General features: G+C 34.0%; 19 protein-coding genes, 2 pseudogenes and 1 riboswitch. Of the genes and pseudogenes, 6 read left to right on the top strand and 15 right to left on the bottom strand.

Going from position 1 to position 15719, the window contains the following annotated elements; all coding sequences use genetic code 11:
• Window positions 1-52 precede the first annotated feature (52 nt).
• Window positions 53-1537, top strand: coding sequence for a putative bifunctional diguanylate cyclase/phosphodiesterase (locus tag M44_RS21000; protein ID WP_237705219.1), 1485 nt, complete (start codon window positions 53-55; stop codon window positions 1535-1537).
• Window positions 1538-1616: 79 nt separating this feature from the next.
• Here the strand turns inward: M44_RS21000 and M44_RS06560 are convergent, their stop codons facing one another.
• Window positions 1617-2111, bottom strand: a complete 495-nt coding sequence (locus M44_RS06560; RefSeq protein WP_010172119.1) for a metallophosphoesterase family protein — start codon at window positions 2109-2111, stop codon at window positions 1617-1619.
• Window positions 2112-2181: 70 nt separating this feature from the next.
• A complete protein-coding gene (locus tag M44_RS20995) occupies window positions 2182-2919 on the bottom strand; it encodes a YwaF family protein (RefSeq protein ID WP_237705235.1) in 738 nt (245 codons plus the stop codon).
• 203 nt (window positions 2920-3122) lie between these two features.
• Between M44_RS20995 and M44_RS06550 the strand changes: the two genes are divergently transcribed.
• Together M44_RS06550 and M44_RS06545 are read left to right on the top strand one after the other, a co-directional pair.
• Window positions 3123-4220, top strand: a complete 1098-nt coding sequence (locus M44_RS06550) for a hypothetical protein (RefSeq protein ID WP_010172115.1) — start codon at window positions 3123-3125, stop codon at window positions 4218-4220.
• Window positions 4201-4476, top strand: a complete 276-nt coding sequence (locus tag M44_RS06545) for a hypothetical protein (RefSeq protein ID WP_010172113.1) — start codon at window positions 4201-4203, stop codon at window positions 4474-4476. The genes M44_RS06550 and M44_RS06545 overlap by 20 nt, the downstream gene beginning before the upstream one ends.
• 257 nt (window positions 4477-4733) lie before the next feature.
• On the opposite strand, the gene M44_RS24935 is transcribed toward M44_RS06545, so the two are convergent.
• Genes M44_RS24935 through ku form a run of 3 tightly spaced genes read right to left on the bottom strand, consistent with a single transcriptional unit; the run spans window position 4734 to window position 6240 of the window.
• Window positions 4734-5039, bottom strand: coding sequence for a phosphatase PAP2 family protein (locus M44_RS24935; RefSeq protein ID WP_081447435.1), 306 nt, complete (start codon window positions 5037-5039; stop codon window positions 4734-4736).
• A complete protein-coding gene (locus tag M44_RS24930; RefSeq protein ID WP_010172109.1) occupies window positions 5033-5398 on the bottom strand; it encodes a hypothetical protein in 366 nt (121 codons plus the stop codon). Before M44_RS24930 ends, M44_RS24935 begins: the two co-directional genes overlap by 7 nt.
• A 14-nt stretch (window positions 5399-5412) precedes the next feature.
• Complete coding sequence (gene ku, locus M44_RS06535; protein WP_010172107.1) at window positions 5413-6240, bottom strand: non-homologous end joining protein Ku; 828 nt, start codon at window positions 6238-6240, stop codon at window positions 5413-5415.
• Between the two features lie 78 nt (window positions 6241-6318).
• Between ku and M44_RS24925 the strand changes: the two genes are divergently transcribed.
• Window positions 6319-7278, top strand: a complete 960-nt coding sequence (locus M44_RS24925) for an ATP-dependent DNA ligase (RefSeq protein WP_050770927.1) — start codon at window positions 6319-6321, stop codon at window positions 7276-7278.
• Window positions 7259-7987 (top strand): non-homologous end-joining DNA ligase, encoded by a 729-nt coding sequence (gene ligD, locus M44_RS24920; RefSeq protein WP_050770926.1) that lies wholly within the window; start codon window positions 7259-7261, stop codon window positions 7985-7987. Before M44_RS24925 ends, ligD begins: the two co-directional genes overlap by 20 nt.
• Before the next feature lie 172 nt (window positions 7988-8159).
• Here the strand turns inward: ligD and M44_RS29345 are convergent, their stop codons facing one another.
• Complete coding sequence (locus tag M44_RS29345; protein ID WP_337444045.1) at window positions 8160-8753, bottom strand: diaminopimelate epimerase; 594 nt, start codon at window positions 8751-8753, stop codon at window positions 8160-8162.
• Window positions 8686-9123 (bottom strand): diaminopimelate epimerase, encoded by a 438-nt coding sequence (locus tag M44_RS29340; RefSeq protein WP_337444044.1) that lies wholly within the window; start codon window positions 9121-9123, stop codon window positions 8686-8688. Before M44_RS29340 ends, M44_RS29345 begins: the two co-directional genes overlap by 68 nt.
• A gap of 78 nt (window positions 9124-9201) precedes the next feature.
• On the opposite strand from M44_RS29340, the gene M44_RS06520 reads away from it, so the two are divergent.
• A complete protein-coding gene (locus tag M44_RS06520; RefSeq protein WP_010172104.1) occupies window positions 9202-9483 on the top strand; it encodes a hypothetical protein in 282 nt (93 codons plus the stop codon).
• A 49-nt stretch (window positions 9484-9532) separates the two neighbouring features.
• Here the strand turns inward: M44_RS06520 and M44_RS06515 are convergent, their stop codons facing one another.
• The 8 genes and pseudogenes from M44_RS06515 to M44_RS20960 all read right to left on the bottom strand — a co-directional run bounded on the left by M44_RS06515 (window position 9533) and on the right by M44_RS20960 (window position 15688).
• On the bottom strand, window positions 9533-10819 hold the full coding sequence (locus M44_RS06515; protein WP_010172102.1) for an NCS2 family permease: 1287 nt from the start codon (window positions 10817-10819) through the stop codon (window positions 9533-9535).
• Window positions 10820-11152: 333 nt separating this feature from the next.
• Window positions 11153-11620 carry a 6,7-dimethyl-8-ribityllumazine synthase gene (ribH, locus tag M44_RS06510; RefSeq protein WP_010172100.1) on the bottom strand — a complete coding sequence of 156 codons (468 nt, stop codon included), beginning with the start codon at window positions 11618-11620 and terminating at the stop codon, window positions 11153-11155.
• A gap of 58 nt (window positions 11621-11678) precedes the next feature.
• Window positions 11679-12131: a bifunctional 3,4-dihydroxy-2-butanone-4-phosphate synthase/GTP cyclohydrolase II gene (locus M44_RS27925; protein ID WP_237705234.1), complete on the bottom strand. Its 453-nt coding sequence runs from the start codon at window positions 12129-12131 to the stop codon at window positions 11679-11681.
• Window positions 12132-12155: 24 nt separating this feature from the next.
• Window positions 12156-12628, bottom strand: a pseudogene (gene ribB, locus M44_RS27920) (3,4-dihydroxy-2-butanone-4-phosphate synthase); the annotation flags it as partial.
• A 66-nt stretch (window positions 12629-12694) separates the two neighbouring features.
• A pseudogene (gene ribE / locus M44_RS20965) lies at window positions 12695-13300 on the bottom strand (riboflavin synthase).
• Window positions 13301-13539: 239 nt separating this feature from the next.
• Window positions 13540-13682, bottom strand: a riboswitch (FMN riboswitch).
• Between the two features lie 47 nt (window positions 13683-13729).
• The gene (locus M44_RS30195; RefSeq protein WP_474371647.1) at window positions 13730-13930 is read right to left on the bottom strand and encodes a four-helix bundle copper-binding protein; all 201 of its coding nucleotides are present in this window, start codon (window positions 13928-13930) and stop codon (window positions 13730-13732) included.
• The gene (locus M44_RS06495) at window positions 13894-14691 is read right to left on the bottom strand and encodes a hypothetical protein (RefSeq protein ID WP_010172091.1); all 798 of its coding nucleotides are present in this window, start codon (window positions 14689-14691) and stop codon (window positions 13894-13896) included. The genes M44_RS30195 and M44_RS06495 overlap by 37 nt, the downstream gene beginning before the upstream one ends.
• Window positions 14692-14887: 196 nt before the next feature.
• The gene (locus M44_RS20960) at window positions 14888-15688 is read right to left on the bottom strand and encodes a patatin-like phospholipase family protein (protein WP_010172089.1); all 801 of its coding nucleotides are present in this window, start codon (window positions 15686-15688) and stop codon (window positions 14888-14890) included.
• Window positions 15689-15719 lie beyond the last annotated feature (31 nt).

Below are 15719 nucleotides of genomic sequence, written 5' to 3'. Positions count from 1 at the left end.
TTTCTGGGATTGCTCTACTATTTTCATACTATTTAAGCTTTCACCTTCAAAAATGTTAACGAGAGTCGCCAGTGTAACAACGAATCTCCCAGATAAAATCTCAAGTAATCAACACATCGAATGGCCGGTTGTCGGGATTAGAGAAATATCAAATATCATTCATAACTTCAAAAATACTGAAAATAAGTTAAGAAAGATGATTGTAGAATTACTTAAGGTGCAAACCGATCTAGAATATTTAGCTCATTTTGACCCTTTAACAAATGTATATAACCGAAATTATTTTATTGATAAATTTAAGGATTTCGTTTTTTATGCAGATGATAAGGATGAAATGGCTCTGTTATTTATTGATTTAGATCGATTCAAAATTATTAATGATATGCTTGGACACCTAGAAGGAGATACGGTGTTAAAAGGTGTTGCTGAAAGACTTATGAATGTTTGTAAGGAAGAAAATGTGATTGGCCGCTTAGGAGGAGATGAATTTATCATACTTGTTCCTAAAATACGACATATGGATGATGTTCTTATTTTAGCTCAAAATATTATTAATACACTCTCTCTTCCCTATAAATTAAAAGGTGGAGAATACTATATCACAGCAAGTGTCGGAATAAGTGTCTTCCCACAGGATGGTGATGACATTCAAACACTAATTAAAAATGCTGATATTGCCATGTATTCTGCAAAAGAAAGAGGAAAAAATAACTATCAGTTCTTTGATGATGCCATTAAAGAAAAAATTGTTTCTAAAGTTCAAATTGAACAAGAATTAAGACATGCAATTGAAAGAAATGAACTAGAATTGCATTATCAGCCTCAAGTGAATATTCAAACAGGGAAAATAGAAGGTGTAGAAGCTTTAATTCGTTGGATGAGTCCTACATTAGGCTTTGTCTCTCCTGCTACTTTCATTCCAATTGCTGAAGATAGTGGGATGATAATGGAAATAGGGAATTGGATTCTAGAGACTGCTGCAAAACAAGCAAAGGTATGGCATGATATGGGGTACTCTGAATTGACAATGAGTGTTAACATTTCTATGATTCAGTTTATGAACCCTACCTTGATTCAATCAGTCAATCATGCATTAAATAAAAGTAGCCTAAATCCTTCTTTTCTTAAACTTGAAATTACTGAAACAGTTGCAATGTCAGAACCAGAGCTTGTTCGTGAGATATTATTAAGATTAAAGGAACTAAACATAGAATTTGCATTAGATGATTTTGGTACAGGATATTCTTCTTTAAACTATCTTAAAAACCTTCCAGTCGATATTTTAAAAATTGACAGATCTTTTATTCAAGATATTGATATAGATAAAAATGATTTTACCATTGTTCGAGCATTAATTGAGGTTGCACATAGTTTAGGAATGCTTGTTATAGCTGAGGGTGTTGAAACGACGTCACAACTTTCTAAACTTGGCGAGGTCAATTGTGATATGCTACAAGGCTATGTATTTAGTCGACCTCTACCTGCTAATGAATTTGAAACATTATTATCTTCAAAATTTCCAATCGTATCTATATAACAAAGAGGGTATGCCGATAGTAAATATTTTGGCATACGCTCTTCTTTATAGGACGATGGGATAAACGTTTTGATTTAGCCTATTCTTCTATCCATTCATGTCGAATAGTAAATAAGTTATCTTGTATAGTTAAAATACCATATGAAAAATACTTTTCCCTTCTTTTATCCGTAGGTGACCCAGGATTAAAATACGTCTTCTCATCAATTTTTTCATGAAATGGGATATGGAAATGACCAAATAAGACTAAGTCTACGTCTTGATTTGTAAACAAATCCATAACCCTCTTTAGTGTTGTCTTGCCTTTACCGTGCCCATGAGTAACTCCTACTTTGACCCCCTCCAGTTCAACGATTTCTTTAAAAGACAGAACTTCTACAATTTGACTGTCATCTACATTTCCATATACCGCCAATAAATCTGCATATAGTTTCATACGTTCAAACGTTTCTATTGTATGGAAGTCTCCACAATGAATAACCAATTGACAGGTTTGTATATCGCGAATTAATTTCTTTGGTAATACTCTTCTACCTTTAGGTATATGTGTATCTGAAACGACAATTACCCTCATGAACTTCACCACCTCCTTCTTAAACTACCCTGTATTTCATATAAAACAATAAAAAAATAGAACAGGAAGTTTAACCTGTTCTATGTTCTCTCATCTTTTTATTTACAATCATGTCCCCGACATAAGAATACACGAATGGGATTCTACTCAGTAAATAAGTTAATAGAAATACTCCGAATGCAGCTATTTCTAAATTCAGATAATATGCGTATCCTTCACCAAAAAAGCTTAATGCCGTCTTTTCTTCCGGTGCTTCACCGAGGAAAAAATAATTAGTGCTGAACACTCTGTTAAATAGGAAGATAGGAACTGCTAAAATATTTAACCAAAGAAAACCATAAAACACAGACGGAAAGTGGATCGTGTACTGTTTAGTGTACTTTATGTAGATGACCATCAAAGGAATAGTTGCATGATGGATAAAGAATTTAATAAATCGATAATGTGGAAATTCATAAACCAAATCGGGTGTAATAATCGCTAACATTGGAGGAATTATTCCTAAATAAAAATAAAATGAGAATAGCTTTTCATTTTTCTTAAAGAATAGAAAAATGCCAAGAAATGTAGCAAATGAACAAAGATGGATTGGAATAAATTTTTCCATAGTCCAAGCCCCTACCGAGAGTGCCCAAATTTGATAAGAGACCTCAGAAAAGATAAGAATCATCAGCAAGATGTAACCAACACTACTATGTTTTTTAGAATGTGCAAAAAAATTTTTACTCAATAAAAATAGAATAAATATAAGTGTAAATATCCCTATAACCGCTAAATGAGAAGTTGAAAACAACTGAAACGTCTTCATAGTACTTGGTGAAAACATGCAATATCTCCCCTACTAGTCTATTTAGTCTCTTTTACTATTATACTACTAAGATGATTTTACACTATAAAGTATGTGTAAATTCTGTAAATAAGTTGTAATATATTTAATATTTCATGTGTTCAACAGAGTTAAATTATGGTAACATACAGAGAGTTTAAAATAATTTGAATTGGGTGAAAAAAATGAAGAGAAAGATATATAAGATTGGAATTCCTACATTCCTTGTTCTCCTATTTTTAGGTTTGCTTTATTTTCAACAACTGCAATCAAACTTAACATTACCATCTGAAAATTGGAGTCGTTCTATTTCACTTCAAACTGAAATAGATAAAAAAGAGCAGATACTAGTTGATGATAATAATATTTTCACTCCTAGTTCTAATGGTATCATTCATACAACATTAGATTCTGGACTAAAAATCGTTTCACAAGAAAAGATACCTGTAACCTTTCCTTTAGGAGCAACCTATTGGACAAATGGAACTTATACCTATTTCATTCAAGACAAAAACTTAATGGTTTATACAGAAGATAAAACTTCCATTGTGTTTGAAGATGTAACACAATTTGTAGAGTTACAAGAATACATATTCTTTATTTCAGCTAATGAACTATATAAATCTCCCCTATCCTCAAATGAAATCGAGTCTGTTTCAACGTTTGATTTTGAATTAATTCAATTATCAACTATTGAGGATCAAGCCCTTGTAGTGTTAGACAATGTTGATAATCAGGGACAAAAGTCAAATATGTATGTATATACACCAACAAATAATAAGTTAACCTTGATGACCACGATGTCTAATAACTCTCAGGAAAGAATTAAAGATGTTAACGGTATTATCGTAGAAGAACAATATCAGCTATTAGTTGAAGTTGAGGCAAGATCACAAGGAGCCATTTCTAACAGAGTTCATACATTAAATTTTCTATTAGAAGATTTACCTACCAAAATCTCTCCCTCTCCTTTAGTGTTTAAAGAGAAAAATAGAGATGTTACCCTTTACTCACCAAGAGAATTGCAAACAAGAGAATCTAACGGGAAACTAGAAGTATTGTATGTAGCAGAAGATATTCAAATAGAAAATGAATTCACTCAGAGCGTCTATATTGGTACAGTGGAAAACAATAGTGTAAATAGTTCTCTTGTTTCAAAAACAAGAAATTCTTCTAATGGTCCGGTCTATATCCCTTCCCTTAACGCCATTACTTGGTATGATGTGAAAGGTACCGTAACCAATGTGTATGCTTCGAGCTCACATGAGGACAATAAAAATTGAAAGTCAGAATCCTACAAATGAGGACTATAAACAAGCACTCTATCAATCGATTATTATGGCTTTTAGTAGTCTGGTTGCTTTAATCACTGCAAGTTATTGGTTTTTTCCATCCCTAGCCTTGCTGATATTGCTGTATATGTTTAAATCTCAGTGGATAGAAGGAAGCTATGAAAGGATTGTAGAGTATATTGCAATTGCAATCTTTTTAATTTTGCCAGCTTTCTATTATACAAAAGGAAAACAGACTATTTTCTAGAGATGGCACCCGATTATTTAACCTTCTCTGGAAGCAGTCTTATCATTCATCTTTTATTAACGCTGCTTACCTTCGTTATATACAAATTAAACAGAGATGAAGATTGGGGAGTCTTTGCTGGAACTTTCTATTTTATGGGGATGTATGTGTTACTATTCTTAGTTACCATTGGACCCTATTTATTTAATTTATATTAATTCATTTTTGAATAAAGAGCTGAAGACTGAGGAGTATATTTTCCTCAGTCTTTTATTATATTATCCTTTTAAAACTAGTCTATTATATTTTTTACGCCATTCTAATACGTTAAAAAGGAATATTGAAAACAATAGCCAAGATCCACCCGCTGTAATTCCACCAATCACATCACTGGCAAAGTGTACTCCTAGATATATTCTACTTACTCCAACCATTAAAAATAGGATAATAGAAAAAAAGACAATCCCTACCTTTGCCCATTTGTTTTTAAGGATTCTATAAAATACATACGCAATGCTACCATATAAAATCGTGCTACCCATCGTGTGTCCACTTGGAAAACTATAGCCTCCCTGTTCTACGATCTGCTCAAGTGCTGGTCTATCTCTTTAAACCATTCTTTTAACAACCAATTGAACGCCCCCCCTAATCCATTGGTCAATAGAATAAACAAAGAGGATTTCCATTCCTTTAATAAAGTAAAACCCATGGCCACTATGATCACCATGAGTACAATCCAGGTAATCCCCCCAAGCTGTGTTAAATCACTCATAAACTCTGTCACATTTCCTGTTCTGGTTGAATGGATAATATGGAAAGCAGTGTCGTCAAATTGTTTAATTTCGTTCTCTTTCCATTCCTCAATGATTTCTACAAATCCCCATACAAACAAACCAAATAATCCTATACCAAGCATATATAGTAGCAGTTTTTCTCTTTGCATACTTTCCCCTCTCCTCATACCTTGTTATTGTACTTTCGTTGTCTTTTTTTGTTAGTTCTTTTCTTTCTTTTAGGTTTAGTAGAATCGATAGACGCTTGTAGCGCTGCCATTAAGTCTGTCACATTTGTAGTGGCTGTCTCTTTAGATGTTACGACCGTTGCACCGGATTCTCTAGAATGAATAAGATCAAGCAATTTACTACGGTACTCATCATGATACTTTTCAGGATCAAAAACAGTAGTTAATTGGTCAATCAACAATAAAGCAGTATCTAACTCTTTTTTAGAGATACTACTTTCAGATGTTACATAGGGTACATCCTCTACTTTTCTAACCTCATCAGGAAAATGAATAGTTTCCATTAATAACGCTTCTTTAAATACCCTAATTACGGCAAGTTGTTCTTTACTTCTTATTGAAATTTTGGCTAGTCCTGTCTTATTAGATTCCCTTAAAGCACTTCGTAATAAACTATACGCTTTTTTCCCACCTTCATTAGGTGACAAAAAATAGCTCTTATCAAAATAGATGGGATCGATTTCTTCTATTTTAATGAAATCCACAATTTCAACACTTTTATCCTCTATCTCTTCTCTTAAAGCGGCTAACTCATCCTGCTCAATGACAACGAATTTTCCTTTTGATATTTCATATCCTTTCACCATCTCTTCTTGTTTTATTTCCACCTGACATGATGGACAAACTTTTTCATACTTTATTGGTGTATGACAGTCACGATGTAAATTTCTTAATTTCACATCACGATCCTCTGTTGCGGCATGTAATTTAATGGGTATGTTGACTAATCCAAAGCTTATACTACCCTTCCAGATTGTGTGCATTATAGTCACTCCTTTTCTTTCTTAGTGTTAGTTGTTTTTACAAATTCATTCATAGCAGAAATGTTCTAGAACATACTAATGAACAAGGATGTGATCCCACTGAAACCAATGTTACCAACTCTTCAAACAAGCCTTCCATCATCTAATGAATGGGTGTACGAGCCAAAATATGATGGTTTTAGAGGAATACTAACCATTGGTGAATCACATAGTACTCTCATAAGTAGACATGGTACAGATTTAACAACGCAATTCCCAGAAATCATTAAAAGTACTAAAGATTTTGTAATTAGTAAGAATCTACCCTTGATTTTAGACGGGGAAATTACATGCCTAACTAGTAAATATTGTAGTAACTTTTTACATGTACAAAAAAGGGGACGAGCTATATCTGCATCCACTATCACTAAACTGAGTAATCAATTTCCATCAACCTTTATAGCTTTCGATATTTTAAGGTATAAAGAAATAGATCTTTTGAATACACCATTAGACGAAAGAAAATCAATACTTTCCACCCTTTTTAGTACCATAGTTTTCAGCCACCCAATCAACATTGTTCCGGTTCCCTATTTTAATCAACCAAATGAAATCCTTGGTGAAATATTTTTACATTTTGGTGAAGGACTCCTTGCTAAAAATAGAAAGAGCGCCTATGCTCCAGGTAAGCGATCGACAGATTGGATTAAGGTGAAGAATTGGAGGAAAGTACATTGCATTGTGACGAGTTGGAACAGTGAGAATGATTATTTTACTTGCGGTATTATGGGCAAAGATAAGGTTATTAAAATCGGGCAAGTTAAAAATGGTTTTACAAGAGAAGAAAGAAATGCATTAATCGAAGCGATACGGTCCAACGGGGTGAAAAGAAATCAAACCTATACAATTGAACCTTCAATTTGTATTGAACTAAACTATTTACAGACACTATCTGAAAATACGTTAAGAGAACCCACTTTTTCTACTTTTCTTTTACATCATACAGTAGAAGAATGTACACAAAAAGAAAATGGGCATTATGAGAGTTCAGTTTCCTGACGAAATCACTTTAACTAATACAAATAAGATTATGTATGGAGCCAAAAAGATCACAAAATTAGATGTTTTAATGTATTACCGTAAACTTGCACCATACCTTTTACCTTATTTGAAACAGAGAGATCTTACACTCATTCGCTGTCCCGAAGGTATAGACCATGAAACATTTTATCAAAAAAACACACCAGATTATGCACCAGACTTTATCCATTTACGTAAAAAATTAAGTTGCCATTCACTACAAGCTCTTATCTGGTATTGTAATCAAGGGGCTATTGAATATCATATACCGTTTACATTACATCATAATGAAAATCCCTACGATATTGTGATAGATTTAGATCCTCCCTCACTACCAACATTTTCTCTCGCTGTTGAAGCTGCAATGATGCTCAATCAAATGTTAAACGATTTACATGTTCACTCTTATGTTAAAACATCAGGGAATAAAGGACTTCAAGTATTTATCCCTACTAACGGTAGCTTTACATGGAAACAGACAAAACTGTTTACCAAGTTCCTCACAGAGTATTTACTAGAAGCATCCCCTTCTCTTTTTACAACAGAGAGACTAAAAAGTAAAAGAAATGAAAGATTATACATCGATGAAGTACAACATAGCAAAGGAAAAACTATTATTGCTCCATATTCTTTGCGTGCAAATGACCACGCACTCGTATCAGCACCATTATTTTGGCATGAAACTTAAAAAAAAGGACTTATCACCTTTAGACTTTTCAATTAATACCATTGAAGAAAGGATTTTAGAGAACGGCGATCCATTTTACGATTATGAAATGAACAGGGAGCAGCCATATTTAAAAGAAATAATATTCTTTCTTCAAACAACAAAAAAAATAAAGGAACCTTCATTGGTTCCTTTATACGGATAAGAATTGATTAACATTTTCTTTCAATTTTTCATATTTCAGTTCTTCATCTGTCTCTTCTTTTTTAGCCCATGTAATGGTATTTTCTTCTACATATACCTCTCCATAGTAACTAAAAGTTGCATTCCCAATTAAATCCATTGAGTAGCCTTCATCATTTTGGTGGACAACACATTGCACCCGGCCACCTGGATTGTATACATCGACTACCTGCTCCAGTTGTTGGAGACCTTGTATAGCTGACACCAATGTAGAGGCACTCATTGCTGTCCCACAAGCATTAGTGAAACCTACACCTCTTTCATATGTACGTACAAATATCTTTCCCTTTTCTATTGAATGAACATATGATACATTTACTCCATCTGGGCAAATAGGATTCGGTGAGTTTAAATAGGTTGAAATCTCAAATTGTTCGTTTGAAAGAAATACTTCTTTATCCACAATGGTAATTAAATGAGGATTCGGCACCGAAACTGCTGTAAATAACCTCTCAGGAGGTAAACCAGGTAAGGCTTCATTGTGAAACGTCGGTCCATTTACATTCATTGGGAGGGGATTGGACATCAAATGATACCGGAGCAATTTCCACTCCATATGTCAACACATCTTGAAAAATATCAGCTTCCTTTTGAACAGAGAGTATAGCCTTCATTGTTTCAATGATGGCATTCTCCACACTTAATTTTTCACACACATATCTTGCAACACAACGAAGTCCATTTCCGCACATAGAAGCTTCTGATCCATCTGCATTTATAACTCGCATTTTGGCATCAGCTCTGTTACTCTTCGATATATATAGAATCCCATCTGCACCTAATACTTTTCGATCACAAAGTGTAGCTGCTAAAGAGATTCGTAATTCTTCCGTTAACTCTAAAGCATTTGACCATTCATCAATAATTAAAAAATCATTAGAAGACCCGTGGCATTTGATAAAAGGTATGTTCACGTTTTTTCCCCCTTTTATTAAACAATAATAATAGATTGCCATATTTATCTCTTCTACGCAACTAAAGAGGTGATTGTTTTGTATGAAAATTTTCGAGTAGTTTTTACATTGAAGGCTGTAGAGGAAGGAAAAGTAAAAGATGATCGCATTGCGATCGTACAATATAGCGTAAAAGAGCAAAAAATCATTCATTTTACTGGAGAATTAAGAGTAAAATTTAACCAGGTAGGAATATTTCCTCAATTTCAAGATTTTAAAACTAGTACAATTCCCCCATCCCTGTATAAACAAATTGGATATGAAGCGAAAAGATATATCAAATCACAAAAAAACTATTTAGAAGTGGGTACTTATGAATAATAAAACAGGAGGAACATGAATTCATGCTCCTCCTTAGTTAAGCCTATAATTAATGTACTGACACGACTAAATTAACTAAAAATAGAGTGGCAATAATATAAAGTGGAACGGAAACATCTTTCCCTTTCCCTAACGTGATTTTTAAAAGTGGATACAAGATGAATCCAATTGCAATACCATCTACAATACTGTATGTAAAAGGAATCATACAGATAATAAGTAATGCAGGAATAGCTTCTGACAAATCAGACAATTCCATATGACGAATATTTTGAATCATTAGTAATCCTATAATCATCAAAACTGGTGCGATTGCCAAATCAGGGATCCATTTAATATAAGAAATAAAAAGAATCGATAGTATAAATAATGAACCCGTTACAAAAGCTGTTAACCCTGTCTTACCACCGCTTGAAATGGCTGATGAGCTTTCAACAGAAGAAACAGTTGGACTTGTTCCAAAAATTCCAGATAGAAATGCTGATACAGCATTGGCTTGAAGGGCTTTTTTATACTTGTGCTGTTGACCTAACATATCGACGTGCACGTTTACAAGACCGATATTCTCAAAAATTAAAACCATAGATAATGAGAATACACCTGCTAGCATTGGAATACTTAAAAAAGATTCAAAAGATAACTGACCAAAAACCTTGATATAATCACTAATATGAATGGAAGATTCCGTTTCATCAGGTCGAATACCAAATATCAATGCAAGAGATGTACCAAACAATATACTCCATAAGAAATTTCCCGGTACATTACGTAAGAACAACAAAATCGCTACAATAAACGTTATTATTGTGAGCAAAACGGTCAATTCACTAAAATCACCAATTGCGACTATAGAAGAATCACCCTTTACTACAATTCCACCTTTTTCAAGCCCAATAAGTAAAAGAAAGAACCCCAATCCTACTGTAATAGCCTCTTTTAACGTTTTAGGAATACTTGAATTTATTACGGTTGCTAGTTTTGTAAATGCAACGATTGAAAACAGCACCCCTGAGATAACCACCACAACCAATGCTTCTTGCCAACTAAAACCCATCGTTCCAACCAGAGTGTAAGTAAACATTGCATTGATTCCCATACCTGGTACGAGTAATATGGGTGCATTAGCCCAAAAGGCCATCATATAAGAACCTATAGCAGATGTTAGAATGGTAGCAATAACTGCTCCTTCATAAGGGATTCCAGCTTCAGTTAATATTAACGAATTAACAATAATAATATAGGCTAGTGTTGCAAACCCAATAACCCCTGCAAATAGTTCTGTTTTAACTGATGTTTCATGTTCTTTTAGCTTAAAAATTCCTCCATTAGTTTTCATAATTATTTCTGTCCTTCAGAAATAGCCCTCTCCCTACCCGCTTACTAATGTGTAAGCCACAGATAATTAGTTTAGCAAACTCTAGAATATTTGCCAATTCCTTTGAACGAAAAAAACAAGGAAAAGATGTCCTCTTTCCTGTTTTTATATGGTTCTCTGCTGTATACTACTCTCACTGTTAATAGCAAAACATCTTTACTTTTTGATTGGATTTGGTGGAGCACCCGTAGGATTCTAAGGCTCTAACAACTGCTGGAAAATAGCCTTTCTATACAAGATGATCCTAAAATCCATTGGATAATATCATGCGATGCAGACTTAAAGTTACGTTCATTAATCCATCGCTTTAAATAAATTTGCCATTTCTATTGCAGATGCAGCTGCTTCCCACCCTTTATTTCCTGCTTTTGTACCAGCACGCTCGATTGCTTGCTCGATCGAATCTGTTGTTAATACGCCAAAAATAACGGGAATTCCCTCGGAAAGATTAATATTCGCAACACCTTTTGCAACTTCTCCACTTACATATTCAAAGTGAGGTGTTGATCCTCGGATCACGGTCCCCAAAGTAATGATGGCATCGTATTTACCGGATGTTGCCATCTTCTTAGCAACAACGGGTATTTCAAAGGCACCTGGTACCCAAGCTACACTAATATTCCCTTTATCTACACCATGCCTAATCAATGCATCTTCTGCCCCGCTTAATAGCTTACTTGTAATAAACTCGTTAAATCTTCCCACTACAATTCCAATAGTTAAACTAGTTCCTACTAAATTACCTTCATATATTTTAGTCATGTTACTTCCTCCTCTTAAGTTAGCGATATCGTTTCAATAATTTCTAATCCATGCCCTTTTAAGCCGGATATTTTTTTGGGTGATCTGTTATCCATATCATTTTCTTTATCCCAATGTCCTGTAGTATTTGCGCCCCAATTCCATAATCTTTCAGTGATTCATCTTCACCAAGTTCTTCTTCGCTTATTTGTTCATGTATTGTTTTGGTACTACGAATGTATAGAAAAACACCATGTTCCTTGTTCTTCATCTGCTCTATTCCTTGCTTTACTGAAGAATCCCCAGTTAGTTCTTTTATAAGTGATTCAGCATGTACTCGGACATAGGTTGTTTCATCAGAAGGTTTCCCTTTAATTAAGGCCAAATGCTCTAATCCGGTAAAAATATCTTGATAAGTTATGAGTTCAAAGGTGTCACCTTGAATTACAAGCCTTTGCTCAGAAGTTTTCTCAATAATCTTTTCATTTTTCCTTCTATAGGATATTAAATCTTGTATCGTAATTAATTTCATATCATACTTTTGAGATAGCTGGATAAGGTCTGGAACTCTTGCCATCGTTCCATCTTCTTTAATAATTTCACAAATAACACCAGAAGGATACGATCCAGAAAGTCTTGCCAAATCGACTGCCGCTTCAGTATGACCAGCACGCCTTAATACACCCCATCTTTAGCCACTAAAGGGAAGATGTGCCCAGGTTTTTTAAAATCTATGGAACTAGCACGTTCATCGATTAATGCCTTAATCGTTGTAGATCGTTCAAAAGCACTTATCCCTGTATGTGTATTTATATGATCTACACTTATTGTAAAGGCTGTTCCATGACTATCTGTATTCGAAGTAGTCATTGGCTCTAATTTCAATTCTTTTGCTCGTTCTTCTGTAATAGGGACACACACAAGCCCCCTACCTTCTTTTATCATAAAATTAATCGCTTCAGGTGTAGCATATTCTGATAGGACGATAAAGTCTCCTTCATTTTCTCTGTCTTCATCATCTACTACCATGACGATCTTCCCATTTTTCAATTCTTCAATAGCTTCTTCCACTGTATGAAACATCCAATCCCCCTCTTACATAAATCCATGCTGAGATAAATAATCTAGCGTGATCGTTATTTTTTTTATTGCCTATTTGATTGAAACGAAAGATATATTTCGCTAACATATCGCACTCAATATTGACTTCATCACCTATTCTTTTATCATTCAGTATTGTATCTGATTGAGTTTGAGGAATTAATGATATAGTAACTGTCGAATGCAAATCATCCACTTGGAATACAGTGAGACTCGTGCCATCCACAGCGATGGATCCTTTATCTATGAAAAAGGGAAGCATATAATGTGAGATTTCTATTTCTACATATTCGGCAATATCCACCTTTTGTTTCTTAACAATTTTGCCGATTCCATCTACATGACCTGAAACTATATGACCTCCAAACGACCTCTCGCACTCATAGCTCTTTCTAGATTCACCCTAGATCCAAGTGTTAATTGCTTTAAAGACGTATGGGAGAACGTTTCAGGAATAACGTCTGCTTGGAATGAGCTCGTTGAATAATATGTAACGGTTAAACAGACACCATTAACACTAATACTATCTCCGATATGTATATCATCTAAGATATGTTGACATTGAATGGTTAATTGTAACGATTTTGAGGACCTTGAAATGGATTGTATGGTTCCAATTTCTTCAATTATACCCGTAAACAAAGCATCACCTACTTTTCAGTATATTTTTGAAAATAGTGATGAGCAGAAAGGAAATATGAGGATTCGCTAAAAAACTTATAACCTACACAGATTTCGCAACCGTGTACATCATAAGAATAGCCCTGAGTCATTAGTGAACTCAGGGCTTTTTAGCACAAGTAAATAAGCATGAAAACCTAACATTTCATACAAATACAATTTTCCTTCTCCCATCCAGACTTTCACTGTCGGTTTTGGATTTTCACCAAATCAACAAGACGTTAAAACGTTTCGCTCACGGACTAAAAGCACAAAGCTCATCACCGCCGGTAGGGAATTACACCCTGCCCCGAAGGATTATTAAATTACTTATACTATATCATAATATTAATGGAACTTACATTATATTTACTCTATTTCAGAGTACTGTACTTTTAAAGCCCTTATACAAGCTTCGTAGCAGTGTTTACAAAAAGGATAATCAAATGATTTTATCACTTCACAACACTTCTTGATTACGTCATAAGTCAGCTTTACTATCATTTCCATATATTCACTAGAGCGACTAATTGCTAAAGATGAATACGTGCAAATAGAGGATAATTCCACTGAAGCCTCAATAACTTTTTCCTAAGTTTTTTTCTTTTTAAGGCAGCATGATAGCATACTTGACTTGCTTCTACTACATCTAACAAAGCTTGTAATGCCGGTTTATATTGTTGATTCAACACCATCACCTCTAGAAGAAGTGTCCCCCATTTCCCTTTCTTTTTATTGTCACAAAAGTATTTTTTTTCTATTTTTAAATAGTAACAAAAAAGGACTAATAGTTCCGGCGGGTGAATAGTAGGGTTAAATTCGATTGAATACACCGTAGGTTCAAACTTTTCTTGTAAGGACAGTGGTAAATATCCTTTTTTGCAAGTAATATGGACATTTTCAAATTGAATAAAAATATTATTTGAAATGGATGATCGCTTGATAAATTTTCTAGTGGATTGTTGAGTTGCTCGTATTTGAAAACTCTTTGTTTTATTTTGAATAAAATCTACCATTTTAAATGTATCTTTTCTAATCGAACAACTATAGAGGATGGCTCCGTTGGAATTCATAAATGCGATCATTTTCTTTGATAATGATGGATCAACAATAAGGATTCGATTGCTTTGGCTTGTAGTTGTTATATGGATTTCATCCATTTTTCTTTGAGTGAGCTGCAACTGAAAAAAATAAATAATAAAGAGACAAAATAATACACTATATCCTAAAAAAAATGACAGAGTTAGGCTACTAATCATTCCACCTAATAGTAGAAGTAAAGTAGTGTAGATTCGTCTACATTCTAATTTGTATAAATCTAGTAACGTCATAATCATTCCCCTTTTGATTAACCTTCTTCATTATCCTATGAATAATAGCAATTTAGTATGCTATTCAAAAAAATTAATAGTTTATCTAAAAGGAAAAAAATAGCTCTTCTACAAGAGGAGAGCTACGATGGTACATTATTTTTTTCTGACCATTTTAATAGTGTAGGTAGTGCTTTTTTGCCATCGTTATACCCTTTCATATAAAGATCTTTTTAATTTCTTTTGTATTTTTTTCTACTCTTCCTACCTTTAGTGGAAGAGTTGGCCGAATGACAAATATTTCGCCTGCTTTTTCTTTTCGTTCGATTTCCTTAATTGCTTGGTTATAATGATCGTACCGATTTTCTATAGCTTGAACTAAATTAGGATAGAATCTTCCATATTTATAATGAATGACGCTGGTAAATTTAGATGGTTTCTTATAATATCCTTCATTTCTCGTTAGGATGACAACATTCTTATCGAACCCATCTTTTTCGGCTTGCTTTAAAGGAATGGAATCTGTTATACCACCGTCCATTAACTCCTTACCATTAAACATGACCATCGGAGAAATAAGCGGTAAGGATGAGGAAGCTCTTAGTGCAAGTAACAAGTCCTCCTTGTAATCATTACGACTCAAATACAAAGGCTTCCCTGTATGGCAGTCTGTTGTTCCAATCATAAATTCTGTTGGATTTTGGTGAAAGGCTGCGTAATCATATGGAACTAACTCATTTGGAATCGTTCCAAAAACAAAATCCATACCAAATAACTCTTTTTTCTTTATGTAATTTCGAAAGGACAAATACTCTGGGTGGGCGGCGTACTCTATATTGACTTTTTTGTTTCTTCCATGCTGACGAGACAGAAAAGACGCTGCATTACATGCACCTGCCGAAACTCCTATAACATAAGGGAATTCTATATTATTCTCTAGTAAAACTTCTAATACTCCAGCAGTATAAACCCCTCTCATACCTCCACCTTCAAGCACCAAACCAGTTTGTTCTAACATATTGAACCTCCAATTTATGTATGTAATGTGA

This window comes from Bacillus coahuilensis m4-4 (genome assembly GCF_000171615.1).
GTDB lineage: Bacteria > Bacillota > Bacilli > Bacillales > Bacillaceae_K > Bacillus_T > Bacillus_T coahuilensis.
Note: the sequence above shows the minus strand (reverse complement) of the source record. Positions and strands in the feature narration are given on the sequence as shown.

What these genes read in the sequence shown, in the direction of transcription:
- M44_RS06550 (WP_010172115.1), top strand. Translation starts at nt 3,123, where the DNA reads ATGAAGAGAAAGATATATAAGATTGGAATTCCTACATTCCTTGTTCTC.
- M44_RS06560 (WP_010172119.1), bottom strand. Translation starts at nt 2,111, where the DNA reads ATGAGGGTAATTGTCGTTTCAGATACACATATACCTAAAGGTAGAAGA.
- M44_RS20960 (WP_010172089.1), bottom strand. Translation starts at nt 15,688, where the DNA reads ATGTTAGAACAAACTGGTTTGGTGCTTGAAGGTGGAGGTATGAGAGGG.
- ribH (WP_010172100.1), bottom strand. Translation starts at nt 11,620, where the DNA reads ATGACTAAAATATATGAAGGTAATTTAGTAGGAACTAGTTTAACTATT.
- ku (WP_010172107.1), bottom strand. Translation starts at nt 6,240, where the DNA reads ATGCACACAATCTGGAAGGGTAGTATAAGCTTTGGATTAGTCAACATA.
- M44_RS27925 (WP_237705234.1), bottom strand. Translation starts at nt 12,131, where the DNA reads ATGAAATTAATTACGATACAAGATTTAATATCCTATAGAAGGAAAAAT.
- M44_RS24925 (WP_050770927.1), top strand. Translation starts at nt 6,319, where the DNA reads ATGAACAAGGATGTGATCCCACTGAAACCAATGTTACCAACTCTTCAA.
- M44_RS06495 (WP_010172091.1), bottom strand. Translation starts at nt 14,691, where the DNA reads ATGACGTTACTAGATTTATACAAATTAGAATGTAGACGAATCTACACT.
- M44_RS20995 (WP_237705235.1), bottom strand. Translation starts at nt 2,919, where the DNA reads ATGAAGACGTTTCAGTTGTTTTCAACTTCTCATTTAGCGGTTATAGGG.
- M44_RS06545 (WP_010172113.1), top strand. Translation starts at nt 4,201, where the DNA reads ATGAGGACAATAAAAATTGAAAGTCAGAATCCTACAAATGAGGACTAT.
- M44_RS21000 (WP_237705219.1), top strand. Translation starts at nt 53, where the DNA reads ATGTTAACGAGAGTCGCCAGTGTAACAACGAATCTCCCAGATAAAATC.
- M44_RS06515 (WP_010172102.1), bottom strand. Translation starts at nt 10,819, where the DNA reads ATGAAAACTAATGGAGGAATTTTTAAGCTAAAAGAACATGAAACATCA.
- ligD (WP_050770926.1), top strand. Translation starts at nt 7,259, where the DNA reads ATGAGAGTTCAGTTTCCTGACGAAATCACTTTAACTAATACAAATAAG.
- M44_RS24930 (WP_010172109.1), bottom strand. Translation starts at nt 5,398, where the DNA reads ATGCAAAGAGAAAAACTGCTACTATATATGCTTGGTATAGGATTATTT.